Annotated in this window: 9 protein-coding genes, 1 tRNA gene and 1 riboswitch; of the genes, 3 read left to right on the forward strand and 7 right to left on the reverse strand. The window is 64.6% G+C overall.

Annotated features, from left to right (window positions below; all coding sequences use genetic code 11):
- Positions 1-215: 215 nt before the first annotated feature.
- Positions 216-5,051, forward strand: coding sequence for an autotransporter domain-containing protein (locus ET21_RS28015; RefSeq protein ID WP_193378961.1), 4,836 nt, complete (start codon positions 216-218; stop codon positions 5,049-5,051).
- Between the two features lie 276 nt (positions 5,052-5,327).
- Positions 5,328-6,803 (forward strand): MFS transporter, encoded by a 1,476-nt coding sequence (locus ET21_RS0105055; protein WP_037470290.1) that lies wholly within the window; start codon positions 5,328-5,330, stop codon positions 6,801-6,803.
- A gap of 71 nt (positions 6,804-6,874) precedes the next feature.
- On the opposite strand, the gene ET21_RS0105060 is transcribed toward ET21_RS0105055, so the two are convergent.
- Positions 6,875-6,961: transfer RNA gene (locus tag ET21_RS0105060), tRNA-Leu, on the reverse strand.
- 148 nt (positions 6,962-7,109) lie between these two features.
- Here ET21_RS0105060 and ET21_RS0105065 point away from each other — a divergent pair.
- A complete protein-coding gene (locus ET21_RS0105065; RefSeq protein ID WP_037470293.1) occupies positions 7,110-7,595 on the forward strand; it encodes a hypothetical protein in 486 nt (161 codons plus the stop codon).
- Positions 7,596-7,672: 77 nt separating this feature from the next.
- On the opposite strand, the gene gltB is transcribed toward ET21_RS0105065, so the two are convergent.
- The 6 genes from gltB to ET21_RS0105095 all read right to left on the reverse strand — a co-directional run bounded on the left by gltB (position 7,673) and on the right by ET21_RS0105095 (position 17,161).
- Positions 7,673-12,208, reverse strand: a complete 4,536-nt coding sequence (gltB, locus tag ET21_RS0105070; RefSeq protein WP_021240071.1) for a glutamate synthase large subunit — start codon at positions 12,206-12,208, stop codon at positions 7,673-7,675.
- Positions 12,208-12,957, reverse strand: a complete 750-nt coding sequence (locus ET21_RS0105075) for a DUF2059 domain-containing protein (protein ID WP_156029020.1) — start codon at positions 12,955-12,957, stop codon at positions 12,208-12,210. The genes gltB and ET21_RS0105075 overlap by 1 nt, the downstream gene beginning before the upstream one ends.
- Positions 12,954-14,405, reverse strand: a complete 1,452-nt coding sequence (locus ET21_RS0105080) for an NAD(P)-dependent oxidoreductase (RefSeq protein ID WP_030538829.1) — start codon at positions 14,403-14,405, stop codon at positions 12,954-12,956. The genes ET21_RS0105075 and ET21_RS0105080 overlap by 4 nt, the downstream gene beginning before the upstream one ends.
- Before the next feature lie 162 nt (positions 14,406-14,567).
- Entirely contained in the window at positions 14,568-15,377 is an 810-nt protein-coding gene (locus tag ET21_RS0105085) for an undecaprenyl-diphosphate phosphatase (protein ID WP_021237044.1), read from the reverse strand.
- Between the two features lie 167 nt (positions 15,378-15,544).
- Positions 15,545-16,492 (reverse strand): complex I NDUFA9 subunit family protein, encoded by a 948-nt coding sequence (locus ET21_RS0105090; protein WP_037470301.1) that lies wholly within the window; start codon positions 16,490-16,492, stop codon positions 15,545-15,547.
- A 90-nt stretch (positions 16,493-16,582) separates the two neighbouring features.
- The gene (locus ET21_RS0105095) at positions 16,583-17,161 is read right to left on the reverse strand and encodes a TMEM165/GDT1 family protein (RefSeq protein ID WP_021237046.1); all 579 of its coding nucleotides are present in this window, start codon (positions 17,159-17,161) and stop codon (positions 16,583-16,585) included.
- Positions 17,162-17,246: 85 nt separating this feature from the next.
- Positions 17,247-17,378: riboswitch (yybP-ykoY riboswitch) on the reverse strand.
- Positions 17,379-17,395 lie beyond the last annotated feature (17 nt).

Below are 17,395 nucleotides of genomic sequence, written 5' to 3' on the forward strand. Positions count from 1 at the left end.
TCACACGTTCAACCAGTGAGGAACTGTCCGGGAATTAAGGGGCAACGACATGAAGAGACTTCACCGCATAGACACATGCGGCTCATGACCGTCGGCGTTGCTCCGGTCACCTAATCCCTTGCGCCATTCCCGTCGCGGCTTCGCACGATGGACTAGGGGAAAGATGAATGAGAAATAATTCGAAACTGCATCGGATGTTGCTGTTGTCAGCATCCATGCCAGCGGTGGCTCTTATCGCCAATGCAGGCGGAGCTTGGGCGGCGCCTGCTACGGTCGCCGTGCCTAGCGGCGCAGGCACTGGCGCTGCGGTCAACGCTGACATTGACACTGCAATCACCACCCCCGCCAATCCTGATCTGACGGTCACCGTCGCTACTGGCGCGGACATTAGCGGGGCGAGCATCGGCTACGACTTCGTGGCGGGCGGCTACGCCGCTGGCGAAGGCGACGGGGCGATCACGCTCACCAATGACGGTCGCGTCTCAGGTGTCAGCTTTGGCGGCGTAGGTGCTGCCAGCGCTGCTAACAGCTTCACTGGCACCAATGACGGGGAAGTCATCGGCAATATCGGTGCGGCGAACTTCGGCGGCGCGGTGGCGATCACCAATAATGGCGCGGTGGGTGGCAGCGTCACCGGCTCGGCCTTTGGGGATGTCAGCCTCGCAAATGGCTTGACGGGCGCCGTGGATGGCAGCCTTTCCGCATCGGCGCTCGACGCGGGAAATGTCCAAATCAACAATGACGGTTCGGTTGCAGGCAATGTGCTGGGCTCTGCCACGACCGGAACAGTCGGCATCGCGAACAGCGGCAGCATCGATGGCGATGCCTTAGCCTCGACTACCAGTGGCGCAATCTCGGTCAGCAATGGCGCGTCCGGGCGCATCAGCGGCGACGTGACGGCAGATTCGGAATCGGGCGCGATCACCATCGCCAATAATGGCGAAGTGCTGGGCCGGACCAACGCTACCAGCCAGAACAGCACTTTCACCAGCACGGGGCCGACGGTCACTGTTTCGGGCACGACAACCACCACGGAATCCAGCAGCTCGTCGCAGACCGTCGGCGGCGATGTCACCGGCACCTATGCCGGCATCAACGGATCGCTGAACTTCGGCGCCGGCAATGACGGCAGCATCAGCCAGGTCTCGGGCAAGAACAGCACCGCGACCGTCAGCGGCACCGTCTACGGCAATGTTTCGTCGACGGCTCAGGGCACTTCGCAGAACAGCGAAAATGTCGGTGTGGTCACGGATTCCCGCGATGGGGCTGGCACCGGCACTGTCGTGTCCAGCAGCACTGCCACCAATCAGGTCACCTCCACCGGCGGCGTTAGCACGGTGAATGTCAGTGGCGCGGTTGCCCGCAATGATCTGGGTTTCGGCGGCAATGTGAATTCTTCCGGCAACGGCGGCAGCGCCGTCAACATCAATGGCGGTCAGATTTCCGGCAGTGTCAACTCGACTAGCCAGGGTTTCCTGATCGACGTTGCGTCCAGCTCAGAAACCACCGACTCCTATGATGCGGGCGTTCTGCAAGGCACCACGTCCACGAGCGATTTCGAAGTCAGCCAGAGCCAGACCGGCGGCGCGGCTTCCGTGTCGATCCAGGGCGCGAGCAATGTCGATGGCGGGGTCACCGTTCGGGGTACGGCCTCCGCCTCTGCGGACATCGGTTCGGCGGCGACGGTGGGCCAGAATGTGTTCGTCAGCACCGGTTTGACGGGTCCCACCTTCGGCACGGCAGCTGACGCGAGCATCACTTCGTCCAGCACTCGCACCACCGATGCGGCGGGTGACGGCACAGCCACGGTCACCAGTTCGACGGTGAATTCGGTCCCTGCCGTCGCAGGCAATGCGACGCTCAACAATGCGGGACGCATTGAAGGCGGCGCCGATGTCCAGTCGAGCTTCGGCAACGCCACAGCCAACATTACCGGCTCCGTTGGCGGTTCGGTCAGCGCGTCCGCTAACAGCGCCCTGTTCAACAGCGAAGACATCGCCGAATATGCGGTGACGGGCGGCGTGGACAGGCTGACCCAGGTAACCAGCCGGAACAGTGATACGTCCGTTGGCGGACAAGCCTCCATCGCCGTGAATGCACCTTCGAAGCAGGGCGTTCCGAGCGTTGCGGGTAACCTCTTCGCCTCGGGCCAGGGCGGCGCATCGATCACCATCGAAGAAGGCAGCGTCATCGGAGATGCCGGTTTCGGCTCTGGCGGCAGCCTGTACGCCACCAGCCTCGGCTTTGACAGCACGGAAGAGGTCGTCACCACCTATGCAGCCGACGGATTTACTCCTGTCAGTGAAGTGACGACCTTCACGGGTACGCCCGTGGGTGGTTCGGCATCTGTCATCAACAATGGGACGGCCATTGGAGATGTCTTTGTCGAAGGCCTGACGTCGGCCTCGCTGACCAACAACGGCACGCTCGGCACGGAAGGCTTCGGCAATCAGTTCAGCGTTTCTGCGCTGGATGGCGGCGGCAGCCTTACCGTCACCGACACCAATCCGGCCGATATCGGTAGCCGCAACGTGGTTGCGACTGTCAACGCCACGCCCGCCGGCGGCAGCGCAACCTTCACCAACAGCGGAATCGCATTCGGCGATCTCGAACTGGAAGGTATCACCGGCACTGTCACGAACAATGGCGTGCTGACTGGCACGACCACGCTTGGCGGATCGCAGTTCAGCGGCACGGCTACCGTCAATGCTGACATCACGACCACGAGCGTAACGGTCGATCCCGTCCTGGCGGCCCAGACCTACACCGTGGACCAGAATGGCGTATCGCGCGGTTTCGTGGTCGGTGGCGCAGTCGTGACGCAGGATGATGTCGCCTCTGATCTGGGTTCGGCGCTCGCCTCCTACGGCGTCGCTCTGGATGCCAGCCAAGTCGATCCGGCGAAGTTCAACCTGAGCGTCAATGGCGAACAGGCGGCCAAGACGGCTGATATCAATGCTACGATCAACCTGAACAACGGGTCGATCACGCTGGGCGATATCGACGCACAGCGCGACGATAGCGGCGCATATCTGACGAACACGACCGTCAACCTGAACGGTAGCGGCTTCCTGGGTGCCAGCGAGTTCAAGCCGGTATCGCCCGCGGCCTTCGCCAACTTCAGTCCGGCCGCTGAACTGCCGGAAGAGGCGCAGGGGCTGTTCGGCACCACCGGAGTGCGGGTGCTTGGCGCAACGGCGCTGAACAAGACCGGCACCGGCACCTTCGTCATCACCGGGTCGGAATATGTCCCGGCGGAAGGTGCAAACCCGGCTGCATGGACGCTGGATGTCGGCAACTTCAACGTTCAGGCTGGCGAAGTTCAGCTCGATGTGACCGGCACTGACGAAGTGTTCGGGATCAAGGGCAATATCAACAATGACGCCACCCTTGTCCTGGGCCGTCGCGCTCCGACCTTTGTTCAGTCCGTCGGCAACAGCATCGTCACTCCGGGGCCGGAAGCGATCAAGGGCATCGAAGTCTATCAGCAGGGCGACTATAACCAGAGTGCCACCGGCACGACGGTGGTCGGCGTCAACCCCTCGCTGGTTCGCTTCGGCAACTTGTCCGTCAATGATGGCGGCAGTTCGCCTGAACTGCTGGGGCCGATCACCGGCGGCGTAAGCGTTCCCTACTTCACCACTCCGACCAATGCCGGTGTCTTCTCGACCCCGTCCTCGGTCACGGTGGATGGTAACCTGAACCTGGCTGGTAAGGTCGCGGTGACGGTGTCGAAGGACAGCCTCTATTCGACCGGCGATGGCTATACGCTGTTCACCTATACCGGCACGGGTGACGTGACGGCGACCGCAGCGTCTTCGCTAAGCTCGCAGTTCGTGACTTTCGGACTGAAGCATGACGCGGCCGCCAAGACCGTGTCGATCGAGGCGACCCGCAACAGCTATGCGGTTGGCGCGACCAACCCCAATGCTGCGGCAGCCGCCGTTGGTTTGGATAGTGCTCTGGCGGATGTCATCGCCCGGGTGAAGACGGACGCCGCTGGCGGCAACGGCTTTGCTTCGGTCACCGAAATCGCCAATGCGCAGGACATCGCCAACATCGCCGCCGGTCTCGACTGGCGCCTGAACAGCGCGCAAGCAGCGCAGGTCTTCAACGAGCTTTCCTCGGCTGAGATCTACGGTTCGCTTGCCGCGGTTGATCAGAACGCAGTGTTCAACACCACGATCAATCGTCTTGCGGCTCGCCGTGGCTATGGCGAAGCGCTGGGCACCCAGATCTGGTTCAACCCCTCGGCGAATTTCGCCAAGACGGGCGGCACCAAGTCTGGCGCTTCGAAGATTAAGACCAACAGCTATGGCGGCGCGTTCGGTGTTGATGTGGCTTACCAGGAAGACGGCGCCTTCGGCATCGGCTTCGGTTATGGCCAGCATGACGTGACCGCGAAGGGTTCGCCGGAAGAAGCGCAGGTTCGCACCTATACCATCGGTGCCTATGCGACCCAGGGTTTCGGCCCCTTCTATGGCAGCTTCCAGTTCGCCTATGGCTTCTCCAAATTTGAAGTCGAACGCGATCTGGCCTTGCTGGCCCGGACCATTGAAGGCGACTTCAAGGGTTCGCAGTGGGATGCCAGCCTGGAACTGGGCTACGACTTCGCCGCGGGTAACGGCCTTGTCGTGACGCCCTTCGGCAAGCTGGCGCTCCGCCGTTGGTCGATGAACGGCTTCACCGAAGAAGGTGGTGCGGGCATTGGACTCCATGTGGACGATGCGTCCAAGACAGTCTTCCAGCCGGTCATCGGCGTGAAGGCGGGAGCTCTGTTGGGTGATGCCGAAGGCATTGCTTACCGCCCCTATGCCAAGGTGCAGTACAGCTTCCAGGGTAACATCGGCAGCGACCGCACCGTCCAATATGTGGGTGGCGGCAACGCCTTCCGCCTGGATGGCGTGGACCCGGATGGCCATGGCCTTGTCGAACTGGGTATCGACGCCTCGGTCAACAAGCGCGTCAATCTGTTCCTATCCGGTGGCTATGGCTTCGGCGGGCACAACAGCCTGGGACAGATCCGGGGCGGCATCAGCTTCGGTTTCTAAATTCTTCTTACCCCTAACAACTGGGCGCGCCGAATTCGGCGCGCCCTTTTTTATGTCGTGGGTGCCGCCATCGGCCGATTGGGCACCGCCGCCGTCATCATGTGAGATGAACGAAGCTCACATGCGCGGGCCCAGCTCCAATTTTCACAACGCACCGTTTCCAAAGCAAATCCGGGCGTCCTGTTGCCGGAAACGCTTCAGGAGTGTTTGGACATCCGAGACCCTTCAGGATGCGAGCAGGTACGGATGCGGTGGCGGAGAAGCAGATTGGCGTCGATGAGCGCGGATGCGGGCGATGGGTTGGCGCCCGGCGTCGATGCGGTCGCGGGAACGCCGCCGGGAAAGGCAGCGCCGCGGCGTTACCAGATGATCGCGCTTGTCGTCGCGTCCGCCCTGTTCATGCAGCAGCTCGACGGCACGGTGCTGACCATCGCGCTGCCCACCATGGCGCGCGACCTGGGCGTACCCGCGACCAGCCTCAGCCTTGCGCTCACCAGCTATCTGCTTGCGCTCGCACTGTTCATTCCGGCCAGTGGCACGCTGGGCGACAGGTTCGGTTCTCGAACGATTTTCTGCTGGGCCATCGTCTTTTTCCTCCTGGGATCGATCGCCTGCGCTCAGGCGGCGTCGCTGCCGATGCTCGTCGCGGCCCGGTTCGCGCAGGGGATTGGCGGCGCGATGATGGTGCCGGTGGGCCGCCTCCTGCTGCTGCGCAGCGTCGCCAAGGAGGATATGGTCCAGGCGCTGTCATGGCTGGTCATGCCCGCGCTGGCGGGACCCATCCTTGGCCTACCGCTCGGCGGCCTGATCGTCACCTGGCTCGATTGGCGCTGGATTTTCTATCTCAACCTGCCGATCGGGCTGCTGGGCGTGGCGGGCGCGCTGATGATCGTGCCAGAGGTGCGTGGAGACGCCCGCGCGCGCTTCGACATTCCCGGCTTCCTGCTCTCCGGTCTGACGCTCAGTTGCCTGCTGTTCGGCTTCGAACTGGCGAGCCGTCCAGGCACGGGGCGCATCGCGCTGGCGTTGCTCGTCGCCGGTGCGCTGCTCGGCATCGGCTATGCGCGGCATGCGCGCCGCACCGCCGACCCGATCCTCGACCCGGCGCTCATGCGGGTGGCGACTTTCCGCCTCTCCGTCATCGGCGGTTCGCTTACCCGCATAACCCAGGGCGCGCAGCCGTTCCTGCTGCCGCTGATGTTTCAGATCGGTTTCGGCCTGTCGGCTGCGGCCACTGGCACGATCACCATGGCGGGCGCGATCGGCGCGCTGGCGATGAAGGCGCTGGCCCCGCGCGTGCTGCGGCGGTGGGGGTTCCGCAACAGCCTGATCGTATCGGGGCTGATAAGCAGCGCAGGCTACGCCACCTGCGCCCTGTTCCGTCCTGACTGGCCGATGGCTGCGATCGTCGGCGTGCTGGCCCTGTCCGGCTTTTTCACCTCCTTCCAGTTTACCGGCTATAACGCGATCGCCTATGCCGACGTCGACAAAGGCCGGATGAGCGCGGCGACGAGCTTCTACGCCACCTTTCAGCAACTCACGCTATCGCTCGGCATCTGCACGGCGGCGGCGGCGCTTGAGCTGGGGCCGCTGCTTGCGGGGCGCGCCAGCCTCACGCTGGCTGATTTCTCCGTCGCCTTCATGATCGTGGCGAGCATCTCCGCTTGCGCCATCATCTGGAACCGGCGTTTCGCTCCAGATGCAGGCGCTGAGATGAGCGGACACCAGCCGGTGCGGGAGGGAACTGCTTAATATCAGGAAGCGCAAAGCCGCGCCCGAACCGGCATATGCGCCGGTGATCCTGAGAGCCGGATTTATGGAGATGGTGCGGTCGAGAAGACTCGAACTTCCACGGCCTTTCGGCCACAACGACCTCAACGTTGCGCGTCTACCAGTTCCGCCACGACCGCACATCTGAAGGGAAACCGGCAGGACCGGCACCTGATAGGAGGCGGCCCTTAGCAAAGGCTTTGGACCCATGCAACAACCGATCTTCATGCGCGTTTTCTTTTCCGTGAAGGGAATGGCGGGGCGGGACAGATGATGGAGAGTGCCAGCATGTCGGCCCGTTTCTGGTTGTTCAGCATGGCGAGCGCAGGCGCGGCGCTCGCGGGCGGTCTTGGGCTGGGCTTCTATGCCGTCACGCCGCCGCGCGCTGCTGTTGCAGCCTATGATGACGGCATGGCCTTTTCGGAAGAGGGGCAGGGGATGCCGCTGGATTCCACCGCGCTCAACGGGCCGGTCGAGGTGCGGTGCACCGGCTGCGGGCCTACGTTGGCGCAGCGGCAGATGCAGGCGTCCTACGGCTCATGGAGTGGCTATGACGATCCGGTGGTGCAGGATTATGAGGCGAGAGGATCCGATGAGCCGGAGGACCTGATGGCGCAGGTGGATGACACGCCACCGTCTCCCGTCCATCAGCTTCCAGACCGCATAGAGCGCTTCGCCAAGGGTGAGGATGCCGCGCCTTCGCCCATGCGGATCGCACAGGGCGTTGCGGCGTCGGCGCCGGTTCAGGTCCAGCCTGTGGTGGCGATACCCTGATATCGCGGAGACGGGGCGGCCCCGCTGATCTTCGCGCCTGACGCGGAAAGATCAGCAAACAAGGCCGCCCTTATCCCTTATTCCGCGGCAGCCACCGTCTGCGCGTCGCTCAGGGGATGCGCCAGCCGGTTCACCATCTCCTTGGGGCAGACCTGCCAGAAATAGCGCCGCCAGCGGTCCCAGTCGTCAAGGATGGTGTTCGACCATTTGCTGTCGGTCGCCACCGCATGCTCGGCGATCAGGGCCTTGAGCTGCGCTTCCCAATAGGCGCTGTCGAGCCGTTGCCAGACGATGCTTTCCGGGTTCGCCCGCGCGCCGAAGCTGCCGTCTTCGTCCAGGATGAAGGCCATGCCGCCGGTCATGCCCGCGCCGAAATTCGCGCCCGTGCGGCCCAGGATCACCGCCGTGCCGCCGGTCATATATTCGCAGCCATTGGCTCCGCAGCCCTCGACCACCACCTGCGCGCCGGAGTTGCGGACGGCGAAACGCTCGCCCGCCTGGCCCGCCGCGAACAGCTTGCCCGCCGTCGCGCCATACAGCACGGTGTTGCCGATGATCGTGTTGTCCTTGCTCGACAGCGGCGAGGACACGGTCGTGCGCACGACGATCATGCCGCCCGACAGGCCCTTGCCCACATAGTCGTTGGCGTCGCCAAAGACTTCCAGCGTGATGCCCTTGCACAGGAACGCGCCCAGCGACTGGCCCGCGCTCCCCCGCAGGCGCACGGTCAGGTGGCCGTCCGCCAGCGTCGACATGCCGAACCGCTCGGTCACCGCCGCCGACAGCCGGGTGCCGACCGCGCGATGCGTGTTGCGGACCGTGTAGGTGAGTTGCATCTTCTCGCCACGCTCGAACACGGCCTTGGCGTCGCGCATCATCTGCGCATCCAGGCTGTCGGGCACCTCGTTGCGCCATTCGGTCAGGCTGAAACGCCGCTGCTCGTCGGGCGCATCCACCTTGGCGAGGATGGGGTTGAGGTCGAGGTCGTCCAGATGCTCGGCCCCGCGATTGACCTGCTTGAGCAGCTCCGTCCGCCCGATCACCTCGTCCAGGCTGCGATAGCCCAGCCGCGCCAATATCTCGCGCACTTCCTCGGCGATGAAGGTCATGAGGTTGATGACCTTCTCCGGCGTGCCGGTGAACTTCTGGCGCAGCTTTTCATCCTGCACGCACACGCCCACGGGGCAGGTGTTGCTATGGCACTGGCGCACCATGATGCAGCCCATGGCGACCAGCGACAGCGTGCCGATGCCGAACTCTTCCGCGCCCAGGATCGCCGCGATCACGATGTCGCGCCCGGTCTTGAGCCCGCCGTCCGTGCGCAGCTTCACCCGATGGCGCAGCCCGTTGAGCGTCAGCACCTGATTGGCTTCCGACAGGCCCATTTCCCACGGCGTGCCCGCATATTTGATCGACGTCTGCGGTGAAGCGCCGGTGCCGCCGACATGGCCCGCGACCAGGATGACGTCTGCATGCGCCTTCGCCACGCCCGCCGCGACCGTGCCGATGCCCGCCTGGCTCACCAGCTTGACGCACACCCGCGCGCGCGGGTTGATCTGCTTGCAGTCGTAGATGAGCTGCGCCAGATCCTCGATCGAATAGATGTCGTGGTGCGGCGGCGGCGAGATCAGCGTCACGCCGGGCGTCGAATGGCGCAGCTTGGCGATGAACTCGGTCACCTTGAAACCGGGCAACTGGCCGCCTTCGCCGGGCTTGGCGCCCTGTGCGACCTTGATCTCGATTTCCTCGGCGCTGCCCAGATATTCGGCATGGACGCCAAAGCGGCCCGACGCGATCTGCTTGATCACGCTGTTGGCATTGTCGCCATTCTCATAGGGCTTGAAGCGGTTCGCATCCTCGCCGCCCTCGCCGGAAACGGCCTTCGCGCCGATGCGGTTCATTGCGATCGCCAGCGTCTCATGCGCTTCGGGCGACAATGCCCCCAGCGACATGCCCGGCGTCACGAAGCGCTTGCGGATTTCCGTGGTCGCCTCGACCTCGTCGATCGGCACCGCTTCGCGCGCGAAGTTGAACTCCAGCAGGTCGCGCAGATAGACCGGCGGCAGGTCGCGCACTCCGCGCGAAAATTGCAGATAGGTGGAATAGCTGTCGGTCGCGACCGATGTCTGCAACAGGTGCATGAGCTGCGCCGAATAGGCGTGGGTCTCACCCCCGTTGCGCTGGCGGTAGAAGCCGCCGACCGGCAGGCGCACGGCCGCGCTGTCATAGGCCATGTCGTGGCGCAGCTTGGCGCTGTAGTGGAGCGACTGATAGCCCTCGCCCGAAATCTTCGCGGGCATGCCGGGGAACAGGTCGTTGACCAGCGCGCGCGACAGGCCGACCGCTTCGAAATTATAGCCGCCGCGATAGCTGCTGATGACCGCGATGCCCATCTTGGACATGATCTTGAGCAGGCCTTCGTTGATGGCGGTGCGGAACCGTTCGAAGCATTGGTCGAGCGTCAGGTCGCCGAACAGGCCGCGCCCATGGCGGTCCGCGATGCTCGCTTCGGCCAGATAGGCGTTCACTGTCGTCGCGCCCACGCCGATCAGCACGGCGAAATAATGGGTGTCGAGCGCTTCGGCGCAGCGCACGTTGATCGACGCGTAGCTGCGCAGCCCCTTGCGGACGAGGTGCGTGTGCACCGCCGCCGCCGCCAGCACGCCCGCGATGGCGATCCTGCCGGCATCGCTACGCTCGTCCGTCAGGAAGATTTCGGTGCGGCCTTCGCGCACCGCCTGCTCGGCTTCCTCGCGGATACGGGCGATCGCCGCGCGCAGCTGCTCCTGCCCGCCCTCGGCCGGGAAAGTGCAGTCGATTTCCGCCACCGCCGGGCCGAAATGCGCCTTCAACCGCGCCCATTCGGACGAAGTCAGCACCGGCGAATCCAGCACCAGCACATGGCTGTTCTGCGCATCCTGCTCCAATATGTTGTGCAGGTTGGAAAAGCGGGTGCGCAGGCTCATCACATGCCGTTCGCGCAGGCTGTCGATCGGCGGATTGGTGACCTGGCTGAAATTCTGGCGGAAGAAATGGCTGACCGTGCGCGGCTTGTCGGAAATGACCGCCAGCGGCGTGTCGTCGCCCATGGAGCCAACGGCTTCCTTCGCATCCTCGACCATGGGGGCCAGGATCAGCTCCATATCCTCCAGCGACATATTGGCCGCGACCTGACGGCGCGTCAGCTCCGCCTTGTCCCACTGCGGCAGGGCGCTTTGCGCCTGCGGCAGGTCATCCACGCGCATGAAGTCCTTGATCAGTTCCGCATAGGGCCGTTCGCCCGCGATCTGATCCTTGATCTCCTTGTCGTCGTAGATCACGCCTTCGGCCAGATCGACGGCGATCATCTGCCCCGGACCCATGCGGCCCTTGCGCACGATGGTCGCTTCGGGAACCACGACCATGCCGGTTTCCGAACCCACGATCAGCAGATTGTCGCCCGTCAGCGTATAGCGCAGCGGACGCAGCGCGTTGCGGTCCACGCCCGCCACGACCCAGCGGCCGTCCGTCATCGCCAGCGCGGCGGGGCCGTCCCACGGCTCCATCACAGAGGCGAGATATTCATACATATCCATGTGCGGCTGCGGCGTTTCGTTCGCCGCCTGCCAGGCTTCGGGCACCAGCATCAGCTTCGCGGTCGGCGCGTCGCGGCCTGAACGGCAGATCGCCTCGAACACGGCGTCGAGCGCGGCGGTATCCGACGCGCCGGCCGGGATCACGGGCTTGATGTCTTCGCTATGATCCCCGAAGGCCAGCGAAGCCATCTTGATCTCGTGGCTCTTCATCCAGTTCTTGTTGCCGCGGATCGTGTTGATCTCGCCATTATGCGCCAGCGTGCGGAAGGGCTGGGCCAGCCACCATTGCGGGAAAGTGTTGGTCGAATAGCGCTGGTGGAAGATCGCGACGCGGCTCTCGAACCGCTCGTCCTGAAGGTCGGGGTAAAAGACCGACAGCGATTCCGCGAGGAATAGGCCCTTGTAGATGATCGACCGGCAGGACAGGCTACAGACGTAGAAATCCTGGATCTGCGCGGCGATCACCTTCTTCTCGATCCGGCGGCGGATGAGGTAGAGGTCCTTCTCGAACTCGGCGATGTCGCGTTCCTCCGGCATCGGCCCGGCGATCATGATCTGCTCGATTTCGGGGCGCGTGCGCTGCGCCTTCTCGCCGATGACGGACACGTCGACGGGCACCTGGCGCCAGCCATAGATGGTGTAGCCAGCGTCGATGATCTCGCTCTCGACGATGGTGCGGCAGGTTTCCTGCGCCGAAAGATCGGTACGCGGCAGGAAGATCATGCCGACGGCCAGCCGGTTGGGAAGCGGCTTGTGCCCCGAATCCGCGATCGCGTCGTCAAAGAAGCGCACCGGCAGGTCGACATGGATGCCCGCGCCGTCGCCGGTCTTGCCATCGGCGTCCACCGCGCCACGGTGCCACACGGCCTTGAGCGCATCGATCGCGCTGGCGACCACGCGGCGGCTTGGGCGGCCGTCCGTCGCGGCGACCAGGCCGACGCCGCAAGCGTCACCCTCCATTTCGGGATGATACATGCCCTCGGCCGCGATGCGAGCGCGCTCCTCGGGGCTCGCCATATAGCGGGTCTGGTCGGTCATCACTTCGTCCCTTCGTCACTGGTGGCGGGCTGATCGGTCAGATCGCTCGCCTTGACACCCAACAGCTTCGCCAGCTTGCCGCGCTCATCAGGCGACAGGTCGGCGATCTTGCGCGGCGGCGGCAGGCTTTTCGCCGCCGCTTCCGCCCTGGCCGCCATATCGGGCATTTTTTGCATCATCTCAGGCATCAGCGCCTGCATCTCGCCCATGATCTCCGGGTCCATGAACATCATCATGGACTCGCGGGCATACAGGCCGCCGGTCGGCGTGTTGAAGAAAGCCGCCAGTTCGCTGAGCTGCCTGCCGTCGAACTTGCGCGCATAGGCGCGGGTCAGCGCGTCGCGCACCTTGGGTTCGAAACCGTCCATCATGTCGGCCATCGACGCCATCATCGCGTCCATGCCCAGCTTGGTGCGCTGGCGGAAATTGGGGTCGACGATGGCGCTGATCTGCTCCATCGACGTTTCGTCCAGGCTGGCCAGCCTGTCCTGCGGCACCCCGCCGATGCGCGCGAGCTGGGCGATCGGCATCTTCATGACGCCATCCATCATGCTGTCCATCATCTTGGACATGGTGCCGTCCATCATCCGGCGGTAAGTGCCCGCCGGAAAGATCTTGTCCACCACAGGCCGCGCCGCCGCGACCCGCGCCGGATCGGCCGCGGGCGCGCCCTGCGGCGCCTGCGCATGGGCCAGGGGCGCGGCCAGCAGCGCCAGGCCGGTCACGCATGCCCTGACGGCGCGTCTCACGCCGCCTGCCTTTCGCCCGCCGCCGCCTTGGCCTTCGCCTTCAGGTAGCGGTGCATATGCTCGGTCACGTCGCGGCCGTCGCGGATCGCCCACACGACCAGCGAAGCGCCGCGCACGATGTCGCCAGCGGCGAACACGCCGTCCATCGACGTCATCATCGTCTTGTGATCGACGCGCAACGTGCCCCAGCGGGTGACCGACAGGTCCTCCGCGCCGAACAGCTTGGGAAGGTCCTCCGGATCATAGCCCAGCGCCTTGATCACCATGTCGGCGTCCATCGAATATTCGCTGCCCGGATCGGCTTCCGGCGCGCGGCGGCCTGACGCGTCAGGCTGGCCCAGGCGCATCTTGGTCACCTTGACGCCGGTCACATGCTCCGTGCCTTCGAACGCGATCGGCGCGGACAGCCAGACGAACTCGACGCCTTCCTCCTCCGCATTCTGCACCTCGCGCTGCGATCCGGGCATATTTTCCCGGTCGCGGCGGTAGAGGCACTTCACCGACGTCGCCCCCTGGCGGATCGCGGTGCGGACGCAGTCCATCGCCGTGTCGCCGCCGCCGATGACGACGACCTTCTTGCCATTGGCGTGCAGCGTGCCGTCCTCATGCTCCGGCACGGCATCGCCGAACCCGGCCTTGTTCGACGCGGTGAGGAAGTCGAGCGCCTTGACCACGCCCGCCGCGCCCACGCCCGGCGCCTTGATGTCGCGCGGCTTGTAGACGCCGGTCGCGATCAGGATGGCGTCATGACGCCCCCGCAATTCCTCAAGGCTGGCATCGCGGCCGACCTCGAACCCTTCATGGAAGATGATGCCGCCGTCCTTCAGCCGCTGGACGCGGCGCATGACCACATCCTTCTCCAGCTTGAAGCCGGGGATTCCATAGGTCAGCAGCCCGCCAGCACGGTCATGCCGGTCATAGACATGCACCTCATAGCCCGCGACGCGCAGATATTCGGCGGTGGTCAGGCCCGCCGGACCCGCGCCGATGACGCCGACCGACTGGCCCAGCGGCTTGCCCGGAACCAGCGGCTCCACCCAGCCTTCCTTCCAGGCGGTGTCGGTGATGAACTTTTCGACCGACCCGATGGTGACGGCGCCGTGCCCCGAAAATTCGATAACGCAATTGCCCTCGCACAGGCGGTCCTGCGGGCAGATGCGGCCGCAGATTTCCGGCATGGTGCTGGTCAGGTTGGACAGCTCATAGGCTTCGCGCAGCCGTCCTTCGGCCGTCAGGCGCAGCCAGTCGGGGATATGATTGTGCAGCGGGCAATGAGTCGCGCAATAGGGGACGCCGCATTGCGAGCAGCGCGACGCCTGCTCCTCCGCCTTTTCCAGCAGGAAGCTGACGCTGATTTCCATGAAGTCGTCGGCGCGATCGCCGGCCGAACGCTTCTCGGGATAGGCTTGGCCGGTTCCCACGAATTTCAGCATCGGATTGTCAGCCATGATGAGTCCCTAAATGAATTCAGGGCGCACATAGCAGAAATACCCGCGGAGTCACGCGGATTCTGCTATTTAGGTCAGCATAGATGACCCAATTTCACATCATATTTGTTTCGGTTCGACGTTCAGCCGCTTTGTCTCACCGGAAAAAAGACCGGATCGGACCTATCTCATCGTCAGCCATAGCAGCGCCGCCGCTCCCGCCACGATCCGATACCAGGCGAAAGGCGCGAATCCGTGTCGCGACACCAGCCCCACGAACCAGCGGATCACCAGCAGCGCGACGATGAACGACACCAGGAAGCCCAAGCCGATGCTGCCCCAGCCGACCGTGGCGGAGGTGATCTGGTCCCCCTTCTTCAGCAGTTCCAGCGTGCTCGCCCCCAGCATGGTCGGAATGGCGAGGAAGAAGCTGAATTCGGCGGCAGTGCGCCGTTCGACGCCCAGCGCGAGCGCGCCCATGATCGTCGCGCCCGATCGGCTGACGCCGGGGATCATCGAAATGCACTGGATGAAGCCGATGCCCACGACCCGCGCCATGGGGATGTCGGCAATGCCGTGGAAGCGGTTTTCCTTCACCATCCGCTCGATCAGCAGGATGGCGACGCCGCCGATGATCAGCGCCCAGGCCACCACCTTGGGCGCGCCAAGCAGCGTTTCGATGAAATCATGCAGCGCCAGCCCGATCACGGCGGAAGGGAGGAAGGCGATCAACAGGTTGCGCAGGAACCGCCAGCTCGCAGGTTCCTTCCGCAGCAATCCCAGCGCCACGGCCCAGAATGTCCGCCAGTACAGCACCACGACCGCCAGGATCGCGCCTAGCTGGATGACGACGTTGAACATCGCCCATGTGGACGCGTCATAGCCCAGCAGCTCGCTCGCCAGGATCAGATGCCCGGTCGACGATACGGGCAGGAACTCGGTCAGCCCCTCGACGATGCCCAGCAGGATTACCGTCAGATAATGCAGGTCCATGGCCGTGTCTGATCCTCGATGATGATGGAAGGGAAAGCTGTCCCGGACGGGCGCCTGGAATGGGCGCTATTGTGCAGAAGCGAAGGACCGGCGCAATGCAGGTCACTGCACGGCCGGTCGCGTAAGCCCGTCGCCCCGCCGGGGAAGCGGGGCATGGGCGGCGTGGATCAGGCCTTCACCCGTCCGGCGAAGCGGCCATGCCGCCGGTAACGCACCAGCCAGTTCTGCGCGACCGCCTCCATCGGCGTCGGGGCAACGCCCAGTTCCGCAAGGCCCGGCGCGCCGGGGGACACCACATTGTCCTTTTGCAGCATCGCATATTGATCCTGGGTGATCGGCGCGCCCGGCAGGAAGCCCAGCTTCGCGATCATCGACGCGACCGGGGCGGGCACCGCGACCAGGCCGCGTTCCCGCCCGATCGCCTTGGCGATCCAGCCGTTCAATTCCATCATGCTCAGCTGCCGTGGTCCGCCAAGCTCATAGGTCTTGCCGCCATGCGCGCCCGGATCGCTGACCGCGTTGACGATCGCCTGCGCGACGTCGCCCACATAGACGGGCTGGAACTTCGTCGATGCGCCGATCACCGGCACCACCGGCAGGCGGCTGATCAGCTGCGCGAAGCGGTTGAGGAACTGGTCCTCCGGGCCGAACAGGATGGACGGGCGGATGATCGTCGCGCTTGGAAAGGCGGCGCGCACGGCCTCTTCCCCCGCCGCCTTGGAACGGCCATAGGCCGACGGGCTCTGCGGATCGGCGCCGATCGCCGACACATGGACCAGCGCCCTGACGCCCGCATCGGCCGCCGCCTTGGCGACATTCGCCGCGCCGTCATGGTGCGTGCCTTCGAAATCGCCGTTCAGCACGCCCACCAGGTTGATCACCATGTCGCTGCCCGCGACGGCGCGCGCCACGCTTTGCGGCTTGCGGATGTCCGCCGCGACATATTGCTTCTGGCCAAGGCCGCCCAGCGGCTGCACCCGCATCGCGCTCGCCAGTTCGCGCTGGGCGATGCGGACGCGCGCGCCACCTTCCATCAGCGCCTGCGCGACATGACGGCCCAGGAAACCGCCGCCGCCGAACACTGTAACCAGACTGTCCTTCATCACCTGTTCCATGGCTGTCCTGCTTGGGGAATGACGTTGCTTGTCCCCTTGCAACAGCCGCCGCCTGCTGACAACCGCTGCGGCGGCGCGCCTGTTCCTTTTTTAGCCGATCCAGCCCAGAAGACCGGCGATCATCCACAGGCCAAGCCCCAGGAACAGCAGGGCGGCCGCGACCTGGAGCGCGCGCATCGGCACTTTCTTCGCCAGCGCCTCGCCAAACAGCACGGCGGGCACATTGGCGATCATCATGCCCATCGTCGTCCCGGCCGTGACCGCCAGCAGACTGTCGAACCGCGCGCCCAGCGCGACGGTGGCGATCTGGGTCTTGTCGCCCATCTCCACCAGGAAGAAGGCGACCAGCGTGGTGACGAACACCCCGGCGCGCCCTGGAGCCTTCAACGGCTCGTCCTCGTCGAACGTGTCGGGGATCAAGGTCCAGCCCGCCATGGCGATGAAGCTCGCCGCGACGGCATAGCGGAACCACGGATGATCGAGGACGCCCGCGATCGAATGACCCACCAGCGCGGCGAGGAAATGGTTGGCAAGCGTCGCGGCCAATATGCCCATGATGATGGGCAGGGGACGGCGGAAGCGGGTCGCGAGCAGCATGGCCAGCAACTGCGTCTTGTCCCCCATCTCGGCGAGTGCGACCAGCGCCGCGGAGGTAGTGAATGCTTCCATGGAGCGAACATCCGGGCCGGGCGAAGGTGAAAGACGCAATGCCACCGCCTCTTCCCGCCCGGCCGGACGCGGAAAAGCCGATGCCATTGGTCTCGCCCGATGAAGAAAGCCCGTCAGGCTCTCCATCCCGTCCGCCATGGCCTCTCGGCCAAATATGTTGACGAACGGCCCGTTCCTTCATGGCGGAACGGCTGGCTACTCCCCAGATGACAGGAGCGCCCTATGCCAGATCGG

Source organism: Sphingobium sp. DC-2 (assembly GCF_000722555.1).
GTDB lineage: Bacteria > Pseudomonadota > Alphaproteobacteria > Sphingomonadales > Sphingomonadaceae > Sphingobium > Sphingobium quisquiliarum.